This window comes from Aliarcobacter cibarius (assembly GCF_013372265.1).
Lineage (GTDB): Bacteria > Campylobacterota > Campylobacteria > Campylobacterales > Arcobacteraceae > Aliarcobacter > Aliarcobacter cibarius.
Genome location: NZ_CP054051.1, coordinates 197276 through 218427, shown reverse-complemented (window position 1 = coordinate 218427; position 21152 = coordinate 197276). Strand labels below are relative to the sequence as shown.

Annotated in this window: 23 protein-coding genes; 5 read left to right on the top strand and 18 right to left on the bottom strand. The window is 24.6% G+C overall.

Going from position 1 to position 21152, the window contains the following annotated elements; genetic code table 11:
• Position 1 precedes the first annotated feature (1 nt).
• From ACBT_RS00985 to ACBT_RS00970, 4 genes are read right to left on the bottom strand one after another with little or no spacing between them, the layout of a single operon-like run.
• Positions 2-1825 carry a site-specific DNA-methyltransferase gene (locus ACBT_RS00985; RefSeq protein ID WP_176325369.1) on the bottom strand — a complete coding sequence of 608 codons (1824 nt, stop codon included), beginning with the start codon at positions 1823-1825 and terminating at the stop codon, positions 2-4.
• Positions 1826-1883: 58 nt separating this feature from the next.
• Positions 1884-2795 (bottom strand): hypothetical protein, encoded by a 912-nt coding sequence (locus ACBT_RS00980; RefSeq protein WP_176325368.1) that lies wholly within the window; start codon positions 2793-2795, stop codon positions 1884-1886.
• 14 nt (positions 2796-2809) lie between these two features.
• Positions 2810-5047, bottom strand: coding sequence for an AAA family ATPase (locus ACBT_RS00975; protein WP_176325367.1), 2238 nt, complete (start codon positions 5045-5047; stop codon positions 2810-2812).
• A complete protein-coding gene (locus ACBT_RS00970; RefSeq protein ID WP_176325366.1) occupies positions 5044-6333 on the bottom strand; it encodes a DUF2130 domain-containing protein in 1290 nt (429 codons plus the stop codon). The genes ACBT_RS00975 and ACBT_RS00970 overlap by 4 nt, the downstream gene beginning before the upstream one ends.
• Positions 6334-6536: 203 nt before the next feature.
• Here ACBT_RS00970 and ACBT_RS00965 point away from each other — a divergent pair, with 203 nt between their 5' ends.
• Both ACBT_RS00965 and ACBT_RS00960 read left to right on the top strand, forming a co-directional pair.
• Positions 6537-7097 carry a recombinase family protein gene (locus ACBT_RS00965; RefSeq protein ID WP_176325365.1) on the top strand — a complete coding sequence of 187 codons (561 nt, stop codon included), beginning with the start codon at positions 6537-6539 and terminating at the stop codon, positions 7095-7097.
• Positions 7098-7169: 72 nt separating this feature from the next.
• Positions 7170-7451 (top strand): HU family DNA-binding protein, encoded by a 282-nt coding sequence (locus ACBT_RS00960; RefSeq protein WP_176325364.1) that lies wholly within the window; start codon positions 7170-7172, stop codon positions 7449-7451.
• Between the two features lie 166 nt (positions 7452-7617).
• Here the strand turns inward: ACBT_RS00960 and ACBT_RS00955 are convergent, their stop codons facing one another.
• The gene (locus ACBT_RS00955; protein ID WP_176325363.1) at positions 7618-9225 is read right to left on the bottom strand and encodes a coiled-coil domain-containing protein; all 1608 of its coding nucleotides are present in this window, start codon (positions 9223-9225) and stop codon (positions 7618-7620) included.
• A 160-nt stretch (positions 9226-9385) separates the two neighbouring features.
• Here ACBT_RS00955 and ACBT_RS00950 point away from each other — a divergent pair, with 160 nt between their 5' ends.
• Positions 9386-9706 carry a hypothetical protein gene (locus ACBT_RS00950; protein ID WP_176325362.1) on the top strand — a complete coding sequence of 107 codons (321 nt, stop codon included), beginning with the start codon at positions 9386-9388 and terminating at the stop codon, positions 9704-9706.
• Between the two features lie 213 nt (positions 9707-9919).
• Here the strand turns inward: ACBT_RS00950 and ACBT_RS00945 are convergent, their stop codons facing one another.
• A complete protein-coding gene (locus ACBT_RS00945) occupies positions 9920-10345 on the bottom strand; it encodes a gamma-glutamylcyclotransferase family protein (protein WP_176325361.1) in 426 nt (141 codons plus the stop codon).
• Positions 10346-11941 carry a type IV secretory system conjugative DNA transfer family protein gene (locus tag ACBT_RS00940; RefSeq protein WP_176325360.1) on the bottom strand — a complete coding sequence of 532 codons (1596 nt, stop codon included), beginning with the start codon at positions 11939-11941 and terminating at the stop codon, positions 10346-10348.
• Between the two features lie 103 nt (positions 11942-12044).
• On the opposite strand from ACBT_RS00940, the gene ACBT_RS00935 reads away from it, so the two are divergent.
• The gene (locus ACBT_RS00935) at positions 12045-12968 is read left to right on the top strand and encodes a WYL domain-containing protein (RefSeq protein WP_176325359.1); all 924 of its coding nucleotides are present in this window, start codon (positions 12045-12047) and stop codon (positions 12966-12968) included.
• A gap of 116 nt (positions 12969-13084) precedes the next feature.
• On the opposite strand, the gene ACBT_RS00930 is transcribed toward ACBT_RS00935, so the two are convergent.
• The 10 genes from ACBT_RS00930 to ACBT_RS00885 all read right to left on the bottom strand — a co-directional run bounded on the left by ACBT_RS00930 (position 13085) and on the right by ACBT_RS00885 (position 19843).
• The gene (locus tag ACBT_RS00930) at positions 13085-13456 is read right to left on the bottom strand and encodes a hypothetical protein (protein ID WP_176325358.1); all 372 of its coding nucleotides are present in this window, start codon (positions 13454-13456) and stop codon (positions 13085-13087) included.
• Positions 13457-13595: 139 nt separating this feature from the next.
• Positions 13596-14645 (bottom strand): IS630 family transposase, encoded by a 1050-nt coding sequence (locus ACBT_RS00925; RefSeq protein ID WP_176325357.1) that lies wholly within the window; start codon positions 14643-14645, stop codon positions 13596-13598.
• Positions 14646-14674: 29 nt separating this feature from the next.
• A complete protein-coding gene (locus tag ACBT_RS00920; RefSeq protein WP_176325356.1) occupies positions 14675-15184 on the bottom strand; it encodes a nucleotidyltransferase family protein in 510 nt (169 codons plus the stop codon).
• The gene (locus tag ACBT_RS00915) at positions 15177-15482 is read right to left on the bottom strand and encodes a hypothetical protein (protein WP_176325355.1); all 306 of its coding nucleotides are present in this window, start codon (positions 15480-15482) and stop codon (positions 15177-15179) included. Before ACBT_RS00915 ends, ACBT_RS00920 begins: the two co-directional genes overlap by 8 nt.
• An 82-nt stretch (positions 15483-15564) precedes the next feature.
• The gene (locus tag ACBT_RS00910; RefSeq protein WP_176325354.1) at positions 15565-15990 is read right to left on the bottom strand and encodes a hypothetical protein; all 426 of its coding nucleotides are present in this window, start codon (positions 15988-15990) and stop codon (positions 15565-15567) included.
• Position 15991: 1 nt separating this feature from the next.
• Entirely contained in the window at positions 15992-16684 is a 693-nt protein-coding gene (locus tag ACBT_RS00905; protein ID WP_176325353.1) for a hypothetical protein, read from the bottom strand.
• Complete coding sequence (locus ACBT_RS00900; RefSeq protein ID WP_176325352.1) at positions 16675-17190, bottom strand: hypothetical protein; 516 nt, start codon at positions 17188-17190, stop codon at positions 16675-16677. Before ACBT_RS00900 ends, ACBT_RS00905 begins: the two co-directional genes overlap by 10 nt.
• Positions 17187-17384 carry a hypothetical protein gene (locus tag ACBT_RS00895; protein WP_176325351.1) on the bottom strand — a complete coding sequence of 66 codons (198 nt, stop codon included), beginning with the start codon at positions 17382-17384 and terminating at the stop codon, positions 17187-17189. Before ACBT_RS00895 ends, ACBT_RS00900 begins: the two co-directional genes overlap by 4 nt.
• Before the next feature lie 12 nt (positions 17385-17396).
• Positions 17397-18218 carry a metallophosphoesterase family protein gene (locus ACBT_RS00890; protein WP_176325350.1) on the bottom strand — a complete coding sequence of 274 codons (822 nt, stop codon included), beginning with the start codon at positions 18216-18218 and terminating at the stop codon, positions 17397-17399.
• On the bottom strand, positions 18215-19843 hold the full coding sequence (locus ACBT_RS00885; RefSeq protein ID WP_176325349.1) for a TraM recognition domain-containing protein: 1629 nt from the start codon (positions 19841-19843) through the stop codon (positions 18215-18217). The genes ACBT_RS00890 and ACBT_RS00885 overlap by 4 nt, the downstream gene beginning before the upstream one ends.
• 172 nt (positions 19844-20015) lie before the next feature.
• On the opposite strand from ACBT_RS00885, the gene ACBT_RS00880 reads away from it, so the two are divergent.
• Entirely contained in the window at positions 20016-20558 is a 543-nt protein-coding gene (locus tag ACBT_RS00880) for a hypothetical protein (protein WP_176325348.1), read from the top strand.
• A gap of 113 nt (positions 20559-20671) precedes the next feature.
• Here the strand turns inward: ACBT_RS00880 and ACBT_RS00875 are convergent, their stop codons facing one another.
• Positions 20672-21142 (bottom strand): restriction endonuclease, encoded by a 471-nt coding sequence (locus ACBT_RS00875; protein ID WP_176325347.1) that lies wholly within the window; start codon positions 21140-21142, stop codon positions 20672-20674.
• Positions 21143-21152 lie beyond the last annotated feature (10 nt).

The following is a 21152-nucleotide window of genomic DNA, read 5'->3' as shown; positions in this document are numbered from 1 at the left end:
TCTATCCTCTAAATCTTAGTTTATCACTCTTGATACCAAGTTTTGATATATTACTTTCTATTTCAAGAGTAAACTTATCATTGCTAATATTTGGAGAATACACAGTGATATATTCACACTCTTTTTTATCTTTTAAAGCTTCAACCAATTCATCAGAAGTTATATCACCAAGAATAAAAGCTACATTTGACGCTAAATAAAGTTTATCTTTAATAAGCTCTTGATGTTTTGTACTAAGTGGTAAAGCTTCTGCTACAAATAGATTATAAAGTATCTCTTCATTTGATGAAATATCAGGTTTTTCCATCATCACTAATAAATCTTCTTGATTTACCTCTTCTAGTGATTTTTGGTAAATTTTTTGTTTTTGGTCTTCCACTATTTCAAAAGTTCTAAAACCTATATCACCTTTTGCTAACTGTTCTCCTGCTTTATCTATTCTTGCTTTTGTAATATCAAATATTGTTTCATACCCAGCTTTTTTAGCTTCACTATTTTCAGGTGTCCCTTCTGCCCATTGAACACAAATATATTTACGATTTCCATTATCTTGAGCATTTAAATCCATTACTGCATGTGCAGTTGTTCCACTTCCTGCGAAAAAGTCTAGAATAAGGTCATTTTTTGTAGCTAATTGCAAAAATTTTGAAATTAAACCTATTGGTTTAGGTGTATCAAATAAATTATTATTCATTAACTTTTTTAAATTTTCTTTCGCAAGTTGTGTTGAACCAACATCATCAGCTAATAAAAGAGATGAAGATAAAACACCTTCCTTAACTTCAGATAAAAACTTTTTTAACCTAGGAACATTTTTCCCATCTTTACCAAACCATAATCTGTTATCATTGTATGCTTTTATTAAACTATCTTTAGATAATCTAGGGTATGTACCTTTTACAGGCTCCCATTGAACACCATTATCAAATTCAATACTATATGTATTTGAGCCACTTTTAGCCTGTAGTGCCACACTTGTCCACAATCCTCTAGGATCATTATCAGGATTTTGATACCTTTTTAGTTGTTCTTCTGTTCTTTCTAATAAATTAAATCTAAATATATTAAAATTCTTTGCATATACTAAAATATACTCATGATTAATTGACATATGTGTAGCATCATTTTGTACAACATTCTTTTTATTCCAAATATATTCTCCTACAAAATTATCATCACCATAAATTTCATCACATAGAAGTTTTAACTGTGCATTTTCATTATCATCAATCGATATAAAAATAACTCCATCATCTTTGAGAAAATCTTTTGCCAATAAAAGTCTAGGATACATAAAACTAAGCCAACCACTATGTGTTTTAGCTCCTTGAATATTTTCAATATAGTCTATATATTCTTTATCATATCCAAGCTCTTCAAGTGTTTGTTCAGTTGAAGTTGTGAAATCATCATTGTAAACAAAGCCATCATTTTTAGTATTATAAGGTGGGTCGATATATATCATTTTGATAGATTCATAATAGTTTTGTCTAAGTATTTTTAGAGCATCAAGATTATCCCCTTTTATAAGGATATTTTCTGTTTCATCCCAATTTTTAGAAATCTCTTTAAGTGGTTTTAGAACTTTATAGTTTTTTGTAAATGCATTATGATAAGCCTCTTTTTTCCCAACCCAATTAAGCCCATAACCATCTTCTTTTATTTGGGCAAGTGATGGGTCTAAACTCAATTGTAACTGTTGAGGGTCTATTACATACTTACCATTTTCATCTATGCTTACAGCGTTAGGAAATTGTTTTTTTAATAATTCATAATTAACATCATTTATACTTTGTTCTTCTATAACGTTTTTCTCTAAACTCATTTACTTTAATCCTCTTTTATAAAGTAGATATTATATTTAAATGTTTGTTAGATTGGGATTATAATAAATCCAATTTATTCATGTGTATGCTTAAATTAAGTAAAACATCATAAATCTTTTTTGCACAAGAATTATAATCATTAGATTTAATAATAGGTAAGCTATTTTCTATTCCTTTAACTGAATTTCTGATAGTTATTTTTGTATTAGAATGAGTATCAGACCAAAAAACAACAACTAAAGGCACATTTAAAAGTTTACAAAAATCATCAAGAACACTAAATCTAGTTGAGTCTGCATTATATTTTTGAATAGATTCTTCCTCTAAAATTCTTCCTTGTGTATCAGATTTATATTCTAAAATAGCTTGAACATTATAGTTTTCATCCATAAAAATACCATCGGCATCCCCTGGAAAAGCTATTTTCCATTGATCTTTTGGAATATTTGCTAAATAATATTCTAATTTTGTAGGTATAAATGTTACTGCTTTTCGAGTAAATCTTTTTTCATAATTTTTCAATAGTAACCTTAAACCATCAACATTAGTTCTTTTAACTTTTTTTTCTATATTGATTTTTGGAAATAATATTATTTCCTGCTCTATAGCTTGCTCATCATCTTTTGGATAATTGTATGGAATAAATACACAAGTTAAATCACATTTAAGTTTTTTACTGAATTCTATAGCAATTTTAAAATCTATTGCTTTATTCATTTCATCAAATAAAATTTGTGCTAAAGCAACCAACTCTTTATCTTTAACAAGCTCTTGATTATATTCACGGCAATATAGTAGTAAAGTTACTCTACTTCCATTTTTAGGAATAATATATCCATCAAAACCAATTATTTTGTGTGTTAAATTAATTATTTTCTCTAGTTCTAATATTAAATCACCTTTAGCCGGTTTTCTTTTATATTCACGATTGTCATGTTCTCTAGTAACTCTATCATACAGTAAACTCAAGTTGTCACTCCTATTTATATATTTAATTCATCAATACCCATCATCATTTTATAATGTCCTTCATGATCAGTAAAAATAAATATTTTTTTAAATACTTCTAAATATTTATCTATAGTATCATCATGTGATTCTATAAATAAATCGTCTGATATACTATGAGAACCATCATTAATCCAAGAAATTAAAGAACGGCAAATAACCTGTTCTTCATATTCTTCAAAATTTTTAATCAGTTTATCATCGCTGAAATTACCGAGAATTTTAAAATAATTTTCAATTATTCTTCTCATTGTATTTTGTAATGTTATATTTGAACTTTTTTCTTTATCTCTTAGTTCTTGCCATAACAATTCATATGAAGTTTTGATTGGATTTGTATCATATGGATAAAATTTTGAAACTTTATTATTTTTTCTTAGTATCCAAAAATATGTATCATTTCTTCTCCCAGTATCCCGACCATCTATAAATGACACTTCTTTATAAAAATAGACATTATGAGTTAATATAATAACCTGTTTAATATTACTAATTCCATTTCTAACATCATTTATGATTTTTTTTAGTAAGGTACTTACAACAAATAAAATATTACTATCTAAACTTGATATTGGATCATCAATTATTAAAATCCTATTATTAGAAACTTCATCTTCTTTTACTGCCCCTTTTGTAAGTTGATAATAATATAAAAATGTAATAAATGTAATTTCTCCTTCACTCAATGTCTCTTGTGCTAAAGTTCCATCTTCTCTTTTAATTTGATATTGATTTATTTCTGTTTGAGAAGGTACTATCTCAAAATTTAAAAATCCATAATAATTTAAAAGTTTGTTTATTTCATCTATTGTCGGCTGTACACTTGTTACATTTTTTTCTAAATCTTTTATTTCTTGACTAAGTTCCCTATATTCTTGTCGTTTTTTATTATATTGTATCGTTAAACTGTCTATACCTTTTTCTAAACCTTTATGCTTTTTTGTATATTCTTTTATTTCATCTTCAAATGATTTCACTAGAAATTTCCAAATTGCACAAATTAAATTAGTTTTTTCTGTTTGGTAATTTGCTACTATTTTATTATGTTTTTTAATTTCTTCATTAGCACTATCAATAGCAACTTTAATATTTTCAAATTGCTCTTTTGTTGATGTAAGCTCTAAAGACCTACTTGGTTCTTTTATTTTACTTTGTAAATTTTCTTTATTTGAGTTTATTTGACTTATAAGTGTTTTGATATAAATAGAAAATTTTTCTAAGTCTAATTTTGAATTATTATTTTGTTTTTGTTCATGTTCAATATAGTTTAATTGTTCTATAATATTTGAGGAATGTAAATCGTAATCTTGCTGATATTTCTTAATTTTATTAATTAAATCAACATATGTTGTATCAAAATATTTTTCAAGTTGTTGTCTAAAATCATCAGTGATTGTTTCTTTTTGGCAGAAAGGACAGATGTTATCATCTTTAAGATAACCCTTACCTTGATTAACCCAATCATTTATATTTAAATATTGAATTAATCTAGCTATATCTACATCTGACTTACCAATAATTTTTTTATTCCAAATATCTTCATTCTCAATATTATTCAATTCATCAAATGAAATCGTTGAGATAAGATTTAGATGTTTTGGAGTTTCACCAAAAATTGTTTGTGCTTTCTTTTTTAATTCATCAATACTTAATATAGTTACTTGATTATTTGCAAATTCACTAAGTATTTTATCTGTAAAAGTTTGTTTTTGCATAAAACCTTTAAAGGCTTCTTTAAAAGTTTCTTCATATGGTTTATAAATTTTTGTCCAACAAAACTCTTTAAATTCATTTTCTAAATCTTGTATCTTCCCTAAACTTTCACGTGTTCCTTTTAAATCTTCTAATTTTTTCTTATATCCAGTACCTTGTATTTTAATAGCTTCTAATTGTTCTTTTTTTTCATCTATAAGTTTTATATCATCATCTGTTGCTTGTCCTAGTGTAAAAACACCTTTGATATGGTTTGAAGAGTTGAAATTTGTTTCTTTAAAAGATTTATTATAAACCATAGTATCAACAATGTATCCATCCTTCCATATTATATTACAATCTCGATATTTAACATCTTGTGGATTATTCATTAAGTTTGAAACCGTAGTTTTTCCACTTCCATTTGCCCCATAAATAAAATTAATTTCTTTTAAATTATTTAGAGATGTTCCAGCTTCATCATAAGTAGCTATATTCTTTAATTCTATATTATTAATCATAATTCATTCTCATCTTCTAACAAATTATAAGGCAATTCTAAAGCCTTAACATTACCAATACTATTTCCCGCTATGCCTTTTATAGAACCATACATTCCTATAGTATTATCAAGTACCTTTTCTATTTGTTTTTCTCTTTGTTTCCAGATTCTTTGCATGGATCTTTTTTCACTATCAAGGTCACTTTGCATTTGAGTAAAACCTTCTACTATAGCTTCTATTTGCATTTTAAATTCTGTACTTGTTAAATAACCATACAATAAACTCATCTTATCAGTTTTATTTTCTTCTGATTTTTTTGCTTGATTAATTTTAATAATACTTTCTCTAAGAACTGACGATAAACCTTTAAACTCTTCATATGTACATATCCACACTCCATCAATAAGTCCCATACGTTCTAGTTCTTTTGGTAACACTTCTGTTACAAGTACACCTATATCAGCTCCTTTTTCTCTCATATCAGCTTTAAACTTTTCTATCCATGTTCGTTGAAAATCTTTAGTCCTTTTACTCTCATAATATATTTTTCCACAGTTTTGTATTTCTCTAGTATGAACTGTTTGAATACAATCCCCACCTCTTACACCTTTTTTGATTTCTTCTATAGAATCAAAAGGATATTTATTTTGTAGATACTCTTCAATAGCAAGTTCTTGTACTTCTCCTTGAAGTTGTTGTGAGCCCTGCTCTAGTTTTCTTTGGGTATCTTGGAGTTGTTTTTTAAGTTGTTCTAATTGTTCTTCTTTTTGTTTTAATTTTAATTCATTTTGATCATCAACAGTTTTTTGTATTTTCTCTTTTTCTATTTTTAGTTGTTCATTAAGAGCAAATTGAGCTTTTGCCATGATAGCTGACTCCATCTCTTCTTTATCACGTTTAAGTTGTTCTATTTGAGCTTTTGCAGTGTTTAATTCTTTTACTTGATTAGATTTTTCATCTAGCTCTTTTTTAAGTAGTGCTATAGATTCACTTTGTTCTTCTAGTATCTCTTTTTTTAGTTCTTCTTGAAGTTTTTGTTTTTCTTGTTTAAGAAGTTCTTTTGTAGCTTTTTTTAGTTCTTCATCAAACTTCTCTTTTTGTTCTTTGATATCTTCTTCTTTTTGTTTAAGCATATCAAGTGCTTGTTTATACTCAATTCGTTTTAAAGCTATCTCTTCTTCAAACTTTTTCTTTTCATTTAAATTTTTTTGTTTAAACTCATTTTCTAATTGATGATAAAGTATCTCATTAACATCTATTAACTCACCATAATTTGGACATTTTATACTTGATTCTGTTGACATTTGAGCATATTTCCCCTATAAATATAATATTATCAATTATAACAATTTAAACTAAAAAGTAAAAATAATTTGTAATTAAAACACTTGTTTTCCGACACTTTCTTTTCCTTCTCAAAAACATTCAAAAAAATAGCTATTTTTTATACGATAAATACTATCGGATTGTGATATAATACGAAAACTATATAAGAGAGGTTTTTCGTATGTATGTAGGTTATATTAGAGTTTCAACTGATGATCAGAATCTTTTTTTACAAAAAGATGCACTTTTAAAATATGGAGTAGATGAAAGAAATATATTTTCTGATAAAACATCTGGTTCAAAAGATAAAAGAGTTGGTTTAGATAAAGCATTAGAATTTTTAAAAGAAGGTGATACTTTAGTTGTATGGAAACTAGATCGTCTTGGAAGAAGTTTAGCTCATCTTATATCTGTTATTACAGATTTAAAAAATAAAAATATTTCTTTTGTATCTATTACTGAAGGTATGGATACAACAACAGCTTCAGGAGAATTATTCTTTCATATATTTGGAGCTTTAGCTCAATTTGAAAGAAGTTTAATTCAAGAAAGAGTTAAAGCTGGATTAGAAGCTGCTAAAGATAGAGGTATTAGAGGTGGACGTCCTAGAGCTATTGATACTGAAAAAATGATAGCTATTAAAAAAGCTCTAAATGAGGGAATGAGTAAAGCTGCAATTTGTAGAACATTTGGAGTTAAAAGAAGTACACTGATTGATAGTTTAAATAGAGAGAATGTTTAATTTTTATTTTTCAACTTAAATTCACTAATAATTTAGATAAAATGAAATAATAAATCAAATAGGAGAAAACAAATGAATAAAAATGAATTTATTGATGCAGTTGCTGCAAAATCTGGATTAACAAAAAAAGATTCTAAAACTGCACTAGATGCTGTGTTAGATACTATTACAGAAGCATTAGAGAAGAGAGATTCTGTTGCTTTTGTAGGTTTTGGGACATTCACAACTGCTTCAAGAGAAGCTAGAACTGCAAAGGTTCCGGGAACTGATAGAACTGTTAATGTACCAGCTACAATTGTTGCAAAATTTAAAGTTGGAAAAGCTTTAAAAGAGGCTATTGCTAACTCTAATTAATATCTTTTAATATCAACATAATAATTTTATTATGTTGATAAAATTAGTAAAATTATGCTGCTAATTAATAACTACTCTTTATTGGAAATTTCTTCATTATAATTTAGAGGTTTTGTAATTGCTTTTGAGGGGACCGTAAACTAAACTGTGTTTTATCACAAAAATTTTATATTTGCAATAAATTATCATTATCTTGAAATAACTCTTTAGCTTCTTCTTGTTCTTTTATGGGTATAGTTTTTTCTTCTAAATTCATCTTTAAATCTTCTAAGCTATTTAAAATACTTTCTTGATTTTCTTCACTTTCTTGATTATTAAAATCTTCTTCTTTTAAAAGTTCATTATTTATATTTTCATCATAACATATTTGTAATCCTTTGTTTACACCTCTATTATCTTTGCATCTATACTCCCAATCTTCATCATTTTCAATTAAATATTCAAATCTATCTTTAAGTACGAGATTATGAAATACTTTGAATCTAAATAAACTTTTTATTTTTGTATTTGATACTTCTAAAATATTTTTTGTATTTTCTTTTAATGATTGATTTTCTTTTTTAAGCATTAGATTTTCTTTTTTTAATTCATCATAATCGCTGCTTATATTTTGTATAGAACTAATTTTCTTTTCTAGGCTATCTTTTTGTGTACTTAAAATTAGATTTTTATTCTCCGTTTTTAGTTTTATTATAATTTCATCTTTAAGGTTGTTATCAAACAGTAAAGTTTCTATATTTTTGTCTTTGTCATTTATGATCTTTAATTGGTTTTCTACTATTTCTTTGTTTTTTAAAGGTTTTTTTGTTACTTCATTTAATTCAGTTTCATGATAAACTAATTTTATTAATTCTCTAATTTTTTCATATAATGTTTGGATAGTTATTTCGTTTTCTTTATCTTTAGAATTATATTTCTCAACCTCTTTTTCAAGTGTTTCAATTTTCTTTTCTAATTCTCGCTCTTTTCTTTTTTGTATTTTCCAGTCTTTAATGCTTAACCTTTTTCTACTTACTTCTACTTCAACTCCTAGTCTTTTTGCTTCAACCGTACTACTACATTTTCCACGAGTCATTTTTAAAGTATCGGCTACAATGCTTTGCATTCTAGACATATCTTTTAATTGATTTCTTATTGTTCTATGCTTTGTAAAATCATAGTTTATAATCATGAAATGAGCATGGTAGTTATAATGCATTTTGTAATTTACTATTTCGTCACCTTTAACCCAATCATTATTTTTATCTAAAAACCACTCATAGAACTTATTTTCCTCAAAATCTAATTCAGCAATAAATGAAGTTTCCTCTTTGTTTTTATAAGCATCTCTTCCCATCACAAAGTTTTTTTCTTCTGTATAAATATAGCCTTCATCTTTATGAAGATTTATGTCTGTGATTGTATATCCAAATTCTTTTTCTAATTCTAATTTTACTTTTTCTAGGTCATCTATATTATGATTCTCATTTATATTTAAAATAGCTTCTTTTAAAAGTTTCGCATTACTTGGTAATTTTTTTCCTTGTTTATTATATTTTTGATAATCTTCAATAGCAAATTTGATTAAATCATTTATAAAGACATTCTCAAATACTGTTTTTATTTCTTCTCCATTTTTTTTATTAGTAAATACATATTTAAATTTAATATATTTTCTTGATTCATTAATTTTTTTACCATTTATATTTATTAAATAATCAGGAATTAATATTCTTAGATTATGTAACAAAGCAGATATTTGAGAATTTTCAATATGTATTGATGATATAGCCATTTTATTAACTTTTTAGTAAAATATTTAATTTTATTACAACTGTTAGGGGGTACCCCCTAACAGTTGTAATAAAATTATTAATATTATATCATATTTTTTAAATATTGATTTATAATTTATATTTTTGTATAATATAATAAATTTTATACAAGGTTTATCTATGGCTAAAAAAAATTTAAATAATGCTTTTATAACTACTAGAATCAAAAATGATGATGAAATAAAAAAAGCAACTTCTAAAAATATAAACAGAATAAATGAATATGATATAGAAGAAATACATAAAAATTTAATAAAGACATTAAATATTAAAAATGAAAGTGAAACTAATTATTTTTTACTTGAAAAATTTAAAGAACTAATAAATGAAATAAAAAATGAAAAAAAAATAAATAATGAATATAAAGAGTATAAGTATAAAAATGGTAAAAATGCATTATCAAAAAAAGAGTGGTTTAAAAAAATTAAAAATCAATTATAATAAAAAACAATAATTGTCTAATATTTAAATGCATATAATAGAATTTTTAAAATACAGTTGTAGTTATTTTTTCTGTAAAAACCTATAATATTTTTGTATTTTTTATGTTCTATTATTTATGCTCTTATAAAAATTTAATCCTAAAATTGTTTTTAAAGAAGTTTTTTACATTTTCAATTAAATATTCAAAGAGTGAATCATGTGTCATTTGTTTTATCTTTTAATTATATTAAATATCTCCCCTAGTTTCACTCCAAAATTCTCAAAATCTTTTTTCCAATAATCTATTTGCAATTGATTTTCAAAACTATTTGGATTATTAAAAGCTCTAAAATAAATATATGCGTTTATTTCTACCTCATTACAAATTACAGGAATTAATTTTCTATAGTAAAAATCTGGAACACCTTCAAATAGATCAATATCTTTTATATTACTATTTTCAAGAATATATAATTCTCCTTTTAGGTGATGTATCTTTTCATTTTCAATTGCATAAGGAAATAGGTACAAACTATCTGGATACATATTATATTTATTTTTAGAAATAGCATTTCCTATAAATTTTTCATTTATTAATCTATTATGATTAATAAAATCTTTTTTCATTGAGCCATAGACAAATAAATAATATTTCATTTAAAATAACTCTTCAAATTTTGATTCAGCTTCAAGAAATTCAAGTTTATTTTCAAGCATCATAATTCTATCGCTTAGTCTTTTTTCAGCTTTTATAATTGCTCCAACAGAACGTAAACAATCATTTACATATTTTTCCATCTCATCTAATTTTGAATAATATTTATTTGGATTAATTTTTATAGCAACCCTATCTTTATCATTAGTATCTATAGTTTCTATATCACAAGATACGGATAAATAATCTACTGTAAAATATTTTTCATCTACTGTTTCTATCATTATTTTATACTCTTCAATTAACTTACTGTCATAAATAAAAATATAAGGTTCATTACTTTGGTAATCTACTAATTGTAAAAGATTATTTAATTTCAAAAATTCATATTCTACTTTTATTAATTCTTTTCTATCAATAAACAGTGGAGTTGCAAAATATTTTCTATTGTTAGAGATATTTAAATATTCAAATTGTTCCATTATTTCTAAATTATTAGAACTAAAACTAAATTTATCTACTAAATTTGAATATAGTTCTTCAAATTTTGAATTACCTAGTTTATTTATTAAAAGTATTTTATCTTGAGTTGCAAAGATATATTCAAATTTACTTTCTCTACAAACATCAGTTTGTGGTAAATATTGAGAACTTAAAACTTTTTGAGCTTCATCTATTACTATACATACAGGTTTCATTATCTCATGTTTTACTTGTTGTAATCTAGTATATATTGCTGTATTGATACAATCAAGTATATTTTCACTAAAAGTCGAAACATCTATAATTACAATTTTTCCAGCTCTTAACTCTTTTATGATATCAATATCATTTTTATTTAGATACTCTTTACTTGCAATTTGATTTAAAATACTATTTAAATGATTAACAACAGCATTTTTACCATGATCATCATCTTTATTTACTGATTTATAAATTTTTAAACTATTTAGAGATTTTGAAATGCAATTAATAGATTCATTAAAAATATTTAATCTATTTTTATATAAATTTGTTTCATAAAAATGTAATTTATCTCTTACATATTCTAAATTTAAACTCATTGTTTCAAAGAAAACTTTTGTTTCCTCAACTGAAGATATTTGATTATAAACAGTTTCAAAGGATACTTGTTTTACTTCATAAGGAAGAGTGAAATTTTTATCCATTCTTTTAAATTCATTTTCAAGGATATTGAACTTTTTATTTATAATAAAAATCATTTCAAGTAGATTTCTTGAAGCAGTATCCCAATAGTTACTTCTATTTTCTTCAGTTTTTACAATCATAGGAATTTGTTTTAAAGATAGATAATCACAAAGATTAATATTTTTACCCCAAGGTTTTCCAATTTCAATTACATCTGATAATTTATTATACTTATTTGCAAGATATTTTGTTTGTAGGTGCAAATTACCTTTAAAATCATATATCAATAATCCATAGTCAGATTTTATTCTATCTTCAATATTTGGTAATATAGCACATGTTGTTTTACCACTACCAGTTCTTCCAAAAACAATACCATTTGTAAACTCTTTATTAAAAATCATCTCTTTTTTAGATTTATTATTTGAATTATTAAAACCGATTGCCATCTTCTTATCCTTGTGATTTTTTTGATAATGAAAGTCTAAAATATATTATTGACAAGTTTTGACATTTTTAATATGATAAGAGTAATTTATTCGAGGAAATAATTTGGCTAAATTATCAAAAAAAATATCATTACATCAAAGAATAGGCTCTTTAATTAAAAGATTAAATAATGGCGAATATATAAGTACAGAAGATGTAGAGCAACAATATGAGATAAGTAAAAGAAATGCTGAGAGAGATTTTACAGAAAGATTACCTAAATATTTAGGAGAGGCTCTTTTGAAAGAAAAATCTACAAAAAAATGGTTTTTAGAAAAATCAAAAAATAATATGCTACTAAACGAAGAGGAAGAGCTTACTTTAAATTTACTTATTGAGCAAAGCAAGAATATCGACTCTACTTTATATAAAAACACTTTGAAAATTGTAGATAAATTTAAAGATTCCCTTCATAACAATACTATTTACACCAAAATTGATGTTGAAGATATTTCTGAAATAAAGTCTGATTTAATAAAAGTTGAAAAAGCGATATTAAATAAAAATATTATCTCTTGTATTTATAACAATAAGCCAAGAATAATCAAACCATTAAAACTAGCTAGTTTTAATGGATATTGGTATTTAGTTTTTAAAGATAGTGATAATTTAATCAAAAAGTTCTATTTTAAAGATATAAAAAATATTGATGTATCAAAAGAACAATTTAAAGATACCATAGATGATTTACAGAAAAAATTAGATAATGCAATCAACGCTTATTTTGATGGAAATAAAAAAGAATATGCAGTCCAGTTATATGTAAACAAGGAAATTTCACACTTGTTTAAAAGAAAAAAAATTTCACCATCACAAAGAATCATAAAAAATTATGAAGATGATTCTATAGATATAGAACTTTTTATAACTAATGATATGGAAATAATACCTACTATTCAAAAATTTATTCCTTACATAAAAATAATAGGCCCTATTTCTTTAGAAAAAAAATGTATGGAAAATATAGAAAATTATAAACAATTTTAGACTGTATCTATTTTCGCTAGATGTCTGTATCTAGCAATAGTGATTTACTTTTTATTTTAATCTACAGCTTTCACCAGTAACATTTATTATTTGTGGATAGTTAATTAGTCTCATCTCTAATCTAAAACAGCTTTTTGATCATGATTAAAATACTGATTTAAAACCTCTTTTAAAAACTTTAGATTTTTACTATACGGGGAGCTTAAAAAAATAGATTTTAAATCTTCTAAATCAATAAAATATTTATCTTTTAAAATCTGTAAATCTTTTTTAGTTGCATTTTCAAAAATATCATTTACAAATAATCTTTCATTGTAAGTTAAATCATCATATCTTTTTTTAGTAAGAGCATTAATTATAAAATCTATTGCTAGGCTATTATTAACAATTTTACTTTTAATCAATTCTCTTTTTTTGATTATTTTTAAAGCTTCTATTTCGGTTTGTTTAATCAGCTCATTAGCTTTATTAATTAGTTCTAAACTCATTCACTATTTCCAATATCTCTTTAAAAGTTCCATATTCTTTATAATCACCTCTCAAAGGGATTTCTAAACCTTTGATATTTACAAAACCTACCTCAAATAATTCTTTATATTACTCCCCCAATAAACAGAGTTAATTTTATTAACTAGCATATTTAACACTAGGATGTAAAAAGAAATTTGCAACTTTTTGTGGATTTTTTTGTAAACTCTCCATATAATTTTGCGTATTTTCTTTTAACTCTTTTTGATTCTTTGGCAGACCATTTTTATGTACATTACTTTTATAATCTTGATTTAAATATTCATCTGGGTTAAATTCAGGAGAGTATGGTGGTAGATAAAATAGTTTTATTTTATCTTTATTCTCTTCTTCCCACTCTTTTACTTTTTTAGCATGATGTACTCTTAGGTTATCTACTATCATAAATACTTTTTTATCATTTGACTTTATTACTTTTTCTAAAAAATCTATAAAATTATCAGTAGCTATTGAATCATCATAAAGTGCAAACATTGATTTACCTGTATTAGTAATAGCACTTATCATATTAACTTTAAACTTTTTAGCTGTATGAGTTAATATTGGTTTTATTTTACTTCCTATTGGTGCATATCCTTTTAGATTACTTGGCAATGAAACACAAGCTGTTTCATCTGCCCACCAAACATCAGCATTATTTATTTTTGCTTCTTTTTTTATCTTTGGGTACTCTATTTCAAGCCAAGCTTTTGTAGCACTATCTTTTCTCTCATAAGCTCTTTTTATTGGCTTTTTAGATGTAAATTGCCATTTAGCTAAATAATCTCCAACAGTTGATATTGGCATATCAACATCAAGTTCTCTCAAAATCAATTGTTTTACTGCTTCCCTTGTCCATAGGGCAAATTTAAATTTTAGCTGTTCTGGTGTTGTATCTATTAGCATACTAATAATTCTTGATTCTTGTTCATCACTAAGGCGTTTACCACTCTTTTTTGGTCTACCTGTTTTTTGAACTTTAAGAGCTTTCTCTCCATCTTTTTTATATTTACTATACCATCTTGAAGTTGTAATTTTTGATAAACCTAAAATACTAGCTGTCTCAATATTACTAACACCATTCTCTCTTAATTTTATTGCTCTATCCCGAAGATATTGCAATGTTTTTGAATCTACTTTTCTTGCATCATTTTTATCTAATTTTTCCATTAGAAATTGTACCAACAATATCCATAATATTAGTTTAATTTATCGGTGGAGTAATATTTATTGTTTAGTTCTTGTAAAACTCTATCTTTTCCAAATTTTTTACAAAGAGTATGAATATCTTGTTTATTCATAGTTCCTAAATAGTTTCTAATAATTAATGTAACTTTTTGTTTTGCAGGAAACGGTGTTTGCCAAAAACAATTAAAGGTGTAATCTTTGGGGTCGTGTAGATACAGCTCGTCATAAATATCTTTGACATATATTATATCTCTATTAATTCTTTTTAAAAGTAATGGTTTAATATGCGTATGCTCTCTTATCAAATCAACTTTTTTTCCTAATTCATTTTCAATTAAATCTTTAATAGCAAACATATCAAAGATTTTTGGAGGCATTTTTACAAAAATATCAATATCGCTCTCTTTGGTAGCTTCATCTCTTGCATAACTACCAAATAATCCTATTTGTTCAATATTGTATTTTTCTTTGAATTGTTGAAGATTATTTTTTAAACAATTTAAAATTATCTCTTTATTCATAATCATTAACCCTATAAGAAGTATTTTGTTTTAGCTCTTTATAAATATTAATTACTTTACTTTTATCTATATTGTTATGCGTAATAAAATCTTCTAAAACAGTTCTTGGCATTTCATTAAAAATTCTTATATAAAAAGGGCTTTTTTCAATATCAAAACTATCAAACAAAACTAAAGTTTCTTGCTCTTTTAAATGTTTTTCTTTAGCAAAAGACCAGTTACAAAAAGCTAGAAATTTTCTATTTAGGTTTGTTTTAGAAACAATTCTTCTATTTTTACTATTATATCTTTGCATCATATTTTCTCTTTGATTTTTTAGCTTTTAATAATTATTAATTACTCAAAGCTTAATTTATATTTTGCTGCATACCTCGTTAGGATTAAACTCTATTTTTTCTGTTAAAACACTTCTCGCAAGCATTTATATAATGATTATTTTTTTCAGTTGTTTCTATTTCATCATTCGCACCACAATACTCACAAATCATCATAGACTTATCTTCTGTTACATAGATTAAAGAGTCAATTAATGTTTCAACAATTTTTGGTACAGATGAAACAAAATGATAATCAACTCTTAGAGTATTATATTTGTTATACATAGCTTCTATTTTGGGAAGTTCGCAATTTGCTAATTTACAAACTTCTTCTATATTTTTTCCTAATTCATAAGCTAAATCTACCCACCCATTTGAAAATTGAAAATGTTTTTTATCTTTGTATATTTCTAAACTTTGTAATTTAGCTTTGTTATCTTCACTTAATCCTATTTCGGGTTTTTGGACTAATATTTTTGCTGTTTGCATTTTAATCTCTTTTTTGAAATCTATGTTTTCCAGTTTCGATGAATAGTTTTGAAAAGTTCTCAAAATCACACAAATAAACATACCCTTCATTATCTATAATAGGTTGAGTGCTTCCTTTTGAGCTATCTAGCCAAAAATCATAAAAAGGTAGTTTTTTAATATCATTTTCTTTGATTAGGTTTTCTTGATAAATTTCCAAACCAAAATAAGTTTTATTTTTTGTAGGTTTTATAGTGTATTCTTTTAATGGTTTTTGTAAACAAACTTCGGCAAAACTACATACACTGTTTTTAATATCATCTGTAATTTCTAAATCTTTTGTAATCTCATTTACTTCATCATAAAGAAGTTTTACACTAACACCCATTAAATAACAAGCAACTAAAAAACTTCCATTTGATACATAACAATCTTCTTCATCATACTCTTTGCCTTTTAGGAAATTATATATATCTTCTTTAAAAGCTAAAGAGATAATTCCATCTTCACTTCTTGTACATCTTTTAATATATTTTTTTGCATAATGTACTTCTTGATTAAGTTTTAAAGGCACTATATTTTCAATATTTTTTTCTGTAAAACTTTTAATTCCTTTATCATCTATAAAGAAATCCTTGTTTATTTTAAAAATCATTTTTCTATCAATCATAGTTAGAACTTCATCATTTGCTTGTGCAAATTTACTTAATTGCATTTTTTCACCTTTTCTAAAGCTCTTTTTTCGTGGTGGTTTTTAACCATTTCTTCATACTCATTTTTTGAAATTGAATTGCCTTTATGCTCTTCACAAACAGTTGTGTAAATTCTATTCTCAACTCTTGTTTCACCATATTTGCCACATACCTCGTAAGTATTAGATGATTTTATTTCAGCTTGAAAAACTAAAGCTCTTATACTTTTTTCTACTATTTCAGGGTATTGTGAATTTAAAGTATTGTAATAAAATCTTAATGTTCCAAACTTCTCTTTTATTTGTTGAATTTTTGGAAGTTCACAATTAGTTAATTTGCATAACTCTTCTATATCTTTACCTAAATTATAAATTAAATCAGTCCACCCGTCTTTGAATTCAAAAGCTACTTTATCTTTATAAAGATTTAAACTGTTTAATTTATTAAAATTATCATCAACTACATTACTAAACTTCTTATTTTGATAGATTATTGCTTCTTTTGTTTTTTCATAGTTTTCAGTATTCATTTTAATTTCTCCCTATATTTCTCAAACCAAAAATCATTATTAGTCATATCTTCCATGGATAAGTTTTTAAGTTCTTCATCATTTGGGTATTTTTCTCTAAGTTCTACCCACAATTTAGCTCTTTTTTGAATGTTTTCAACTTTCTCTTTTGAAATTGGATTAGTCCATTTTCCTTTTGTAAAATCTATATCCATTTTATTTATCCTTCAAATTATTATTTGTTTTATTTTTACAAACTTTCCATTTCCACTCTCATTGTAGTAACCCAAAGGATTACAAATACAAGTAACATTATGTTCTTCATATTCAATAACATCGTGGTTATGTCCAAATATCCAGTATTTCATATTTCCATTTTTTAAATACTCTTCACCATCAAAGCAAAAAAATGTACTTGAGGGATTTTGATATTTAATATTTAAATATTCTTTTTTAGCACTTGGATTAACATGAGTAATCATCACATCACACTCTTTATAAACTCTTTCAATTTTAGGTTTTTCTATTTCAAATATATCATCAAAATTTTCAATTTCTAAAATATTTTTATAATCAGGAGTACAGTTTTGCCACATAATATTAGTTGAATATTTTGGGAAAAATTCATCAGGATAATTTACTTGTAAATAACCTTCATTATACCAACCATTACAACCACCAAATTTAACACCATCAATTTCAATAATATCTCCATCTAAGCAATAGATATTCTCTTGCTTATTAATTAGTTCTCTCATATTAAAAACTCGTTCAAAAGAGCCTTTAAATAAAGACTTATTCTCTTTACCTACTAGATAATAATCATGATTTCCTAAAACACAAACTATATTTTTATAAAACTCTTTTAGAATTTTTAATATCTTTATATTTTGATGATTGTTATGTCCTAAATCACCAGCAATTACTAATACATCTCCACAATTATTAAAATCAATAATTTGACTATAAAAGTTAATTACATCATCTTTTGTGTATTTATTATAAAAGTAGTTATCAAAATGTAGGTCACTTAATATATCTATTTTCATTTTTTCTCTTTTTCAACATCACTGTTATTGATACTACTTAAGATATTTTCAAAATCTTTTTTTAAACTATCTTTTTCAATTATTAATTGAGCAATATTTTTTTCACTCTCTTTTATTTTTTCTTCCATAGTTGATATTACATGAGATATAGTTATTATCTTCTTTTTCTCTTCAAATTTAAAATCTTTTAGTTTGATATCTTCAAGTAAAGAATCAATTGAAAGTTGAATATTGTCATAGTCCTCTATATTAATAGTTAAAGTATCAACTTTTTCAAAAAAATCTGTTTCTTCTCTTTGATGATTTTTAAAAACTTTATAAACTTTACTTTGTTCGTAAAGTTTTGCATCAAATTTTATATAAAAAATATTTTTTCTATCTTCTTCAACACAATCAAAGATTCCTAATTTTTTTTGATATAAAACTTCAACTTTAAACAAATCTATATCATTAATAAATAGTGGCTCAGCATATTTAGTTCTATAGTATGTATCTATGTATATATGTGGTTCATACAAATCATTTTCATTCGTTGCAAATGACATTCTTGTTATAACATTTTGAATTAATTCTTTATATTTATTTGTAGTAAGTTTATTTTCTAATAATACAGGCGATTGAGTAGCAAAGATATATTCAAATCTTGATTCTCTACAAACATCTGTTTCTGGTAAATAATCTGCATGTAAAATTTTTTGAGCTTCATCAACTATTATTGATACTGGATTTAAAAATTTTTGATTTAATCTTTGTAGTGATGAATATATACCTAAATTTATTAAGTTCAAACTATTTTCTGTTAAATTAGATACATTAATTATTATAATTTTTCCTCTTCTTAGCTCACCTACAATATCAAAGTCATCATAATTTAAAAAATCATTTGAAGCTATATTTCCTGTATAAGAAGCAAGGTGACTAACAACTCCATTTCTTCCACTATCATCTCCATCATTAACTAATTCATAGTTCTCTAATGATTTTATATTCTCTTTTAAATGTTTAATTTTTTTAGAAATAGTACTTAATAGAGCACTATTTTCTATTTTATTTAGTACTTTTTGATACTTTATCTCTATAGTTTTAATTCTTGAGTTTTTATACTCTAATAAAAAGTTTTTTAAATTAGTCGGTTTATTTACAATATCATGTATTTTTTTAAAACTAATCTCATTAATATAATTCTCACCTAATAGATCTGATAATTTAGTAAAAATATATTTTTCAAGGTTTAAAATAGAATATATTCCTTCAAGTAAGTTTTTTGAAGCTGTATCCCAATAATCATTTACACCACTATCTGATTGTACTACATTTAGTAGTTGTTTTGTAGTTAAAAATTTAATTACATTAATATTTTTACCCCAAGGTTTACCTATTTCAATAACATTATTTAACTTTTTATATTTATTTGCAAGATATTTTGTTTGTAAATGTAAACTACCTTTAAAATCATATACTAATAAACCATAATCAGATTTTATTCTATCTTCCATTACTGGCAATATTGCACCTGTAGTTTTACCACTTCCTGTTCTTCCAAAAAACATTGCATTAGTAAAATCTTTTGGTACTTCTATTCTTTTTGTATTTCTATTTTCTTTTATATCAAATCCCATTTTCATCTGAAATCCTTTTTATATTAAAATATTTAAGTTTTTAGAAACTAAAACTAAATTAAAAGTATTGTATATTAATTTTATATAATTTGTCAATAGAAAATTAAATATTTTAAGTTTATTTTTTATAAAATTACTTAATAACTTAATTATATTAATATAACTCAAAAGGCTTAATATGACAAAAGAACAAATTATGGTTGAACTATTTGAATTTTCGGCTCCTACATATTATAAATGGTCAAAAAAAGAGAGAAGAAAGATATTTGATTTATTAAATTATGCTTTTACATTAGAAGAATTAGAAGAATTTATATCTAGTGGTAAAATTGAAAAGATGGAAATTATAAATAATAATCAAGTTTTAATTAATAAAATCAAAGAGTTTAAAGAAAATTTGATTGAAAAATCTAATACATTTATTGCAAATAATGTACTTGTTAAAATAAAAGAGCATTACATTAGAAATGATTATAAAATTGATATGGAAGAGTTAAAATTTGAGTTATTTAATTTAAATGACTACTATTTTATAGAGTGTGCCGATGAAGAGTTTATGTTAAAACTTAATGATTTTGATACAAAATATAATTTTGATACTAATTCTTTAGATTCTGAAGAAAGAACTTTAGATACTATTAGTTCTATGACTAGATATAAAATAATTAGCTATATAGAAAATACACCTAAAGAGATTTTAGAGTTTGCTTTGAATTTATAATTTAGTGATTTCAATTATTCGGAATTACCGAATAATTGAATATTTACTATTTGTTGTTTAATTCAAACAACAAAAATTTGCATACTAAGTCCACGTATATAAAGCTTAGCCGCTTATCTGCCATTAACAATATTCCACAGTGTATCAAAATTATCTATCTTGCTATATTTTAATTTTAAATTGTCAGTACTTAACTTATCAAAAAATCTCTCAGCACACTCTATTTTAATCTCTTCTATTTTTCTCATTTGTAGACTTGACATACTTCCTTTTGTCTCAGCCACAAAATAGATATACTGAACACTTCCCTCTTTAAATGCAACAGCCCAGTCAGGATTATAATCTCCTACAGGAGTAGGTATAAAGAACCCTTTAGGTAGTTTTGCATAAACAACTACTTCATTGCTTGCATCAAGTTCATCTGCAAAGTTTTTCTCAATTTTTGAATCTGTAATTAGATAGTTGTAAATATGCTTTTTAACCTCTTTAGCATTCTCAAAATTATAATTTGGTTGATTCATAGTGAATATGTCTGTATCAAATCTATCATCAATCGGAGTGTAAGCTAACTTTTGAACAACCATTGCTGCTTTT